Source organism: Breznakibacter xylanolyticus, from assembly GCF_003254275.1.
In the GTDB taxonomy this organism is placed as follows: Bacteria; Bacteroidota; Bacteroidia; order Bacteroidales; family Marinilabiliaceae; genus Breznakibacter; species Breznakibacter xylanolyticus.
The window spans coordinates 759-6,631 of sequence record NZ_QKZK01000067.1; the positions used below are offsets into that span (position 1 = coordinate 759).

Consider the following 5,873-nt stretch of genomic DNA (forward strand, 5'->3'; position numbering starts at 1 on the left):
GCCAAGTTCGCCAAGAAAACCCTTTGCGCCCTTCGCGTTCCTCCCTTTGCGCCCTTCGCGGTTAAATGTTACCGCCAAGTCGCTAAGTTTCCGTCAAGCTCGCTAAGAAAACCCTTTGCGCCCTTCGCGTTCTTTCCTTTGCGCCCTTCGCGGTTAAATCTTACCGCCAAGTCGCTAAGTTTCCGTCAAGCTCGCCCAAGAAAAACTCCGTGACCCCGCATCTCTGTGTCTAGTTCCTCTACGGTTCACTCTTCCCGCGTCACTTCCCAATATCCCCCCTTAGCCGGACCTATTCGCTGAATAATACCTGCTTTACGCAAATTTGCTAACTGTTTTTCAACAGATCGGGTCGTCTGTGAAAGTTGTTCTGCTATTTCCGGTATCGTAATCTGTTTGTTCTCCCGCATGAGTTGGATGATTTTCCCCGAACTTTTCCCGTCTGTTTCGTTCGTGACTAGCGTCGCCCTTATAAAGCCATTGAGTTCTTCAAAAAGCAACTTCATTTTAGGATATGACAACAGGAATTTACGAATTCGGATAAAACCGGTTCCATGTTTTTCTACTTCTCCAATCAGGTAGAAGGCCTCAGCCAGCAGTTTGTTCCGATGAACGGCCAAGTAATTGTCTGTCTGTAAATCGGCGACTGTGAGTGACGGAGAAAGATTACCGGGATTAATGAAGGTGATGGAATCGTCGAATATTTTAATAATCAAATCTGTCGGTTGATGTTAGTCGCGATGGATGATTGCATTTAACTGCAATTCGCGAATGGCCTCCAATGGAAATTGCCATTTCTCAATGCGTTGCAAATGACCGTCAAATTCAAATCTTACCTGAATGTTTTTTTGAATAAAGTGCATGGCTTCTTCAACGGCTGTCAGCAAAGGAGACTTTATCATGATGTCATCCATAATGGTGTCGGCCGATTTGAATCTGCCAATATGGATGTTGGTGCTGTGATTGCCGAAGAGAAGTAAAGCTGCTAAAGTAGCTTGTTGGTGAATGGTGAATCGTAATTTTTCGAGATTGGCAAGTGGAGATGACGCTGAGGTTTTCTTCTCACCGGCCCTCATCTTACCTCACTGCAACTCAGTGTCAGTTCTTAGATGGTTACGCTGAGGAAGATGAGTTAACGCTGAGGTTCGCTGAGGTTTTTTTCTTCTCACCGGCCCTCATCTTCCCTCACCGCAACTCAGTGTCAGTTCTTCGATGGCTACGCTGAGGAAGATGAGAGGCTGTGAGTTATTTCCATCCATTCAAAATTATTTTTCCCGTATGATCTTCGCCCAATAATTCATAGTTTTGGGGCATGGAAACATCAAAAAAGAAAATTCTTGTTTTTATCGATTGGTTTTTGCCTGGTTACAAGGCCGGAGGCCCGGTGCGTTCAATGGCCAATATGGTGGATCATTTAAGCGATCGTTTCGATTTTTACATTGTCACTCGCAATACCGAATATTTAGAGATTGAGCCCTATCGTGGCATACAGAGCAATGTGTGGGTGGATTTTCAGCCGGGGGTGAAAGTGTATTACGCTTCGGCAGTCAAGGAGGGATTAAGATTGTGGAAACAATTGATTCAGGCCGGTAATTTTGACACGATATACATCAATGGAATTTATTCTTTTAAGTATTCTGTTTTATCGCTTTGGGCTGCCAAGCAATTCAATAATTTAAAAGTTATAGTATCACCAAGGGGCATGTTGGCACCCAGTGCCATTGGCGTGAAGAGCCGTAAGAAAAATCTGTTTCTGGCTTTGGTGCGTTGGGTCAGGCTCTATCGGGGCATCGATTGGCATGCCACCAATGAGAAAGAAGCTTCGGAGATAAAAATGCTATGTGGAAATGCAACTAAAGTCTCCATTGCCGCCAATTTACCTCGTAAAACGAATTTAAATCAAACACCAGTTCAAAAGCAGAAAGGGCATTTGATGGTGTGCTCGTTTGCCCGAATATCTCTTGAGAAAAATACTTTGTTTGCGTTGCAAACCCTGTCACTGGTACAAACAACCGGCGAGATTCATTTTCATCTATATGGTCAGATTTATAATGACGAGTATTGGCAGGAATGTTTATCTGTGATTGAACAGTTGCCCGTCAATATCCATGTCGAGTATAAAGGCGTGGTGGATGCCGATCGGGTGGGGGAGCAAATGGCCAATTACCATGTCATGTACTTGCCATCGCGGGGTGAGAATTTCGGGCATGTGATATTGGAGAGTCTGATGGGCGGACGTCCCGTGTTGATCAGCGATCAGACCCCGTGGCTGGGATTGTCGGATAAAAAGGCCGGTTGGGATTTACCATTGAGTGAGATGCCGCTGTTTGCCTCCAAGCTGGATGAGTTAAATCTAATGGATCAACAGCAATATGATCAGTGGTCAATGGGGGCTCAGCAACTGGCCGATCAGTTTGTCAATGACCCAACCCGAATGCAACAATATCTGCAACTTTTTCAATGACTTGTTTATTGATCATGTCTATCATTTAATACCCAAACAATATGTGTGGCATCAATGGCATCGTTGTGCGTCAATTATCTAATATGGATGAGCGATTAAAAGAGATGAACAATCGTTTGTCACATCGTGGGCCCGATGATGAAGGCACCTGGAATGACGGGATGGCTTATCTGGGACAACGACGCCTCTCTATCATCGATTTGTCATCGGCTGGGCATCAACCCATGGTGTCGGCTTGTGGACGTTACGTGATGGTGTTCAATGGGGAAGTGTACAATTATCTGCAGCTAAGACCCCAATTCAATTATCCCTATGTGTCACACACCGACAGTGAAGTGGTGTTGGCGGCCTGGAGCCAGATGGGCGAAAAGTGTGTTGACCTTTTTAAAGGGATGTTTGCCATTGCCATGTGGGACAAACAAACACAGGTGTTAACCCTGGTGCGGGATCGCATGGGGGTGAAGCCGCTTTATTATACCTGTCAGACTCAGGGATTGGCTTTTTCATCGGAGATACGTGCATTGATGGCATCGGGATTATCCGGCAAAGAAATGGCACAGGAAGCGTTGGTGGATTACCTTCGCTATCAGACCGTGCAAACACCGCGAACAATTTTAAAAGATGTGATGATGCTCGAGCCCGGGCATTTGTTGCGTTATCATGCTGTAAGCGGACAAATGGAGATGGCGTGTTACTGGGATTTGTTCGAAAAGACTTCCCTCATTCAGCCGGCAAGTTATTCGGAGGTAAAAGAGACTGTCAGACGGTTGTTTTTCGAGGCGGTGGAGAAACGTCTGGTGGCCGATGTGCCCTTTGGTGCCTTTCTGTCGGGGGGGATCGACTCCAGTGCAGTGGTTGGTGCCATGGCAAAAGTCTCATCTCATCGGGTGCGCACCTTTAATATCTCCTTTGCTGAGGGCGATTTCAGTGAGGCCAAATATGCCCGGCATATTGCCAATTTGCATGGCACTGAGCATACCGAGATCAATCTGTCTCCCCAACAGTTTTTGGAATATCTGCCACAGGCATTGGCTGCCATGGATCACCCCAGTGGTGATGGACCCAATACGTGGGTGGTATCAAAAGTGACCAAGGAGGCTGGTATCACCATGGCACTGTCGGGTTTGGGTGGGGATGAGCTGTTTGCCGGATATGCCATCTTTAACCGCATGGCATCGCTCGAAAAGAAAAAAGGGTTGTGGCAATTGCCATTGGGGGGCAGAAAAATGGCGGCGGACGCACTTACTGCCTTGAAGCCAGGGGTGGCCTCGATGAAAATTGAACAGTTGTTAAAGATGCCCCGTTATGAATTTGAGAGGGCATATGCCGTGTCGCGACAGGCTTTGATGGATGAGCAGCTTCTGGCAATCCTCAATGTGTCTCCATTGCCATCACACACTCCTGTCGATTATTTGATGAAACGAAAAAGGGACCTTTCAAAGTCCCTGATCACTCGGGTCTCTCAAGCCGAGATGACCACCTATATGCAGAATGTGTTGTTGCGCGACAGCGATCAGATGAGCATGGCGCATGCGCTGGAGGTGCGGGTGCCCTTTATGGATCACGATTTAATAGAATACGTGTTGTCGTTACCCGATCAATACAAATACCCTATCACACCTAAAAAGTTGTTGGTGGACAGTCTGCCCGATTTGTTGCCAAATTATATTGTGAACCGTCCCAAAATGGGGTTCGTGTTTCCTTGGCGCGATTGGTTAAAAGGTGAGTTGTTTGACTTTGCCGATGCCCGGATTAAAAACATCAGTCAACGACCCTATTTTAATGAAAAAGGGGTGATGGATTTGTGGAGACGTTTTGTGAAAGGGGATGCATCGGTGACTTATTCACGCATCTGGCCATTGGTGGTGTTGGAGGAGTGGATGGAGAAGAACGGGGTCGGGTGAGACTTTTCTCAGTGTTATAAAAGAACATGACACTGAGGAGGATGAGGGAAGAAGAGTTACGCTGAGTTTTTCTCCTCATTCTCAGTGCGACTAAGAGCATGACATTGAGGCTGCTTCAATTAAAGGCTTATCCCGATCAATGTCTCTGCCCATATTTTGGGCGTGTGTGAAAGCCCTATTTTGCTTGATGCAGCTCCCATTTGCATCAGTTGATCATCATTTTGCTCCATCATCAACTTAAGTGCCTTCTTTAAACTCTCTTTGTTGCCCGATTGAAACACATATCCGTTTTTCCCATTTTCAACAAACTGACTGGCCGAGCCTACCGCCGACGACAACACCATGGGCATCCCTGCAGCTGCCATCTCGTGGACGACCACCCCCCATGGCTCAAAAAGGGAGGGAAGGACAAATACCCCCGTTTGTTGCAGATAAGAGGGGAGATCTCCCGGTTGCACAAAACCATGATGCACAATTTTGGGATGCATCGGCCGTTGTTCAAACAACTCGCCTGTCCCCACACACCACAACTCCCAGTCATTGGGCGTCTCTTGTTGCAGTTCGATAAAGGCGGCAAACAACATATCGAGTCCCTTGGCTTTGATGTAGCGACCCACATAAATGAATCGATGGGGGAGGCTTTCTTGCTTACATCTGCTAAGAGGGCTGAACAGAGCCGTGTCTGCACTGTAAAAACCGGTGGCGATACGCTCATTTTTGAATCCCAATTTGAGGGCATACTGCTTCTGCGGCTCACCAGGCACCCAGGCGTGCGAGAAGTTGCGGTGCAGGTAAAACGGTGCTATCAGCCGCATCATCTGTTGTTTGGCGGTGCCATGCCATTGGTTGTCCATGCTCATGATGGTGGGGACTTTCCCCTTAAAGGCTCGGCATACTTTCACATAGCCCTTGTCAACCCAGCCACTGCACACAATCTTGTCGGGGGCAATACCTGCAACTAATTGGAGCAATTGATTCTGACTGTATTCGTTTCGTTCGTATATGGTCACATTGTCCGGAAACATAAACTGAAAGGGGGCTTCTTTGTTCACCGGCCAGCTGACAATGTGGATGGACTCACATCGGGGTGCCAATTCATGCAGGCACGATACAAAATAACCTGCCAACTCTGTATAGAGAAATAATATTTTCATATGATTATAATTTGTTTTTCATTGGCCATATGGAACTCGCCAATAATCAATCTCCTGTGTGAGAAGGGTTACTCATGGCTCGTTTCATGTGTTTAAAAAAGTATTAAGATTTGAGTATCAAGACGCAAGATACAAGGCAATGAGGTTTTTTATCATCTCCATGTGTGTCGAAGCATGCGACATACATCGTTTCATGTTGATATTCTGTTTTACCACCAAAACGCCAAACCCACGCCAAGCTCGCCAAGAAAAACCCTTTGCGCCCTTCGCGTTCCTCCCTTCGCGCCCTCTGCGGTTAACTCTTCTCTTTACCGCCAAGACGCTAAGGTTGCGCCAAGTTCGCCAAGAAAAACA

At 46.8% G+C, this 5,873-nt stretch carries 5 protein-coding genes; 2 read left to right on the forward strand and 3 right to left on the reverse strand.

Annotation, left to right across the window (positions count from 1 at the left end; all coding sequences use genetic code 11):
• Positions 1–245: 245 nt before the first annotated feature.
• Entirely contained in the window at positions 246–713 is a 468-nt protein-coding gene (locus LX69_RS17145; protein ID WP_111447251.1) for an ATP-binding protein, read from the reverse strand.
• A gap of 15 nt (positions 714–728) precedes the next feature.
• Entirely contained in the window at positions 729–911 is a 183-nt protein-coding gene (locus tag LX69_RS17635; RefSeq protein WP_146260793.1) for a hypothetical protein, read from the reverse strand.
• 398 nt (positions 912–1,309) lie between these two features.
• On the opposite strand from LX69_RS17635, the gene LX69_RS17155 reads away from it, so the two are divergent.
• Together LX69_RS17155 and asnB are read left to right on the forward strand one after the other, a co-directional pair.
• Positions 1,310–2,461 carry a glycosyltransferase family 4 protein gene (locus LX69_RS17155; protein ID WP_111447253.1) on the forward strand — a complete coding sequence of 384 codons (1,152 nt, stop codon included), beginning with the start codon at positions 1,310–1,312 and terminating at the stop codon, positions 2,459–2,461.
• A 41-nt stretch (positions 2,462–2,502) separates the two neighbouring features.
• A complete protein-coding gene (asnB, locus tag LX69_RS17160; protein WP_111447254.1) occupies positions 2,503–4,365 on the forward strand; it encodes an asparagine synthase (glutamine-hydrolyzing) in 1,863 nt (620 codons plus the stop codon).
• A gap of 119 nt (positions 4,366–4,484) precedes the next feature.
• Here the strand turns inward: asnB and LX69_RS17165 are convergent, their stop codons facing one another.
• Positions 4,485–5,519, reverse strand: coding sequence for a glycosyltransferase family 4 protein (locus tag LX69_RS17165; protein ID WP_111447255.1), 1,035 nt, complete (start codon positions 5,517–5,519; stop codon positions 4,485–4,487).
• Positions 5,520–5,873 lie beyond the last annotated feature (354 nt).

What these genes read in the sequence shown, in the direction of transcription:
- LX69_RS17155 (WP_111447253.1), top strand. Translation starts at nt 1,310, where the DNA reads ATGGAAACATCAAAAAAGAAAATTCTTGTTTTTATCGATTGGTTTTTG.
- asnB (WP_111447254.1), top strand. Translation starts at nt 2,503, where the DNA reads ATGTGTGGCATCAATGGCATCGTTGTGCGTCAATTATCTAATATGGAT.
- LX69_RS17635 (WP_146260793.1), bottom strand. Translation starts at nt 911, where the DNA reads ATGGATGACATCATGATAAAGTCTCCTTTGCTGACAGCCGTTGAAGAA.
- LX69_RS17165 (WP_111447255.1), bottom strand. Translation starts at nt 5,519, where the DNA reads ATGAAAATATTATTTCTCTATACAGAGTTGGCAGGTTATTTTGTATCG.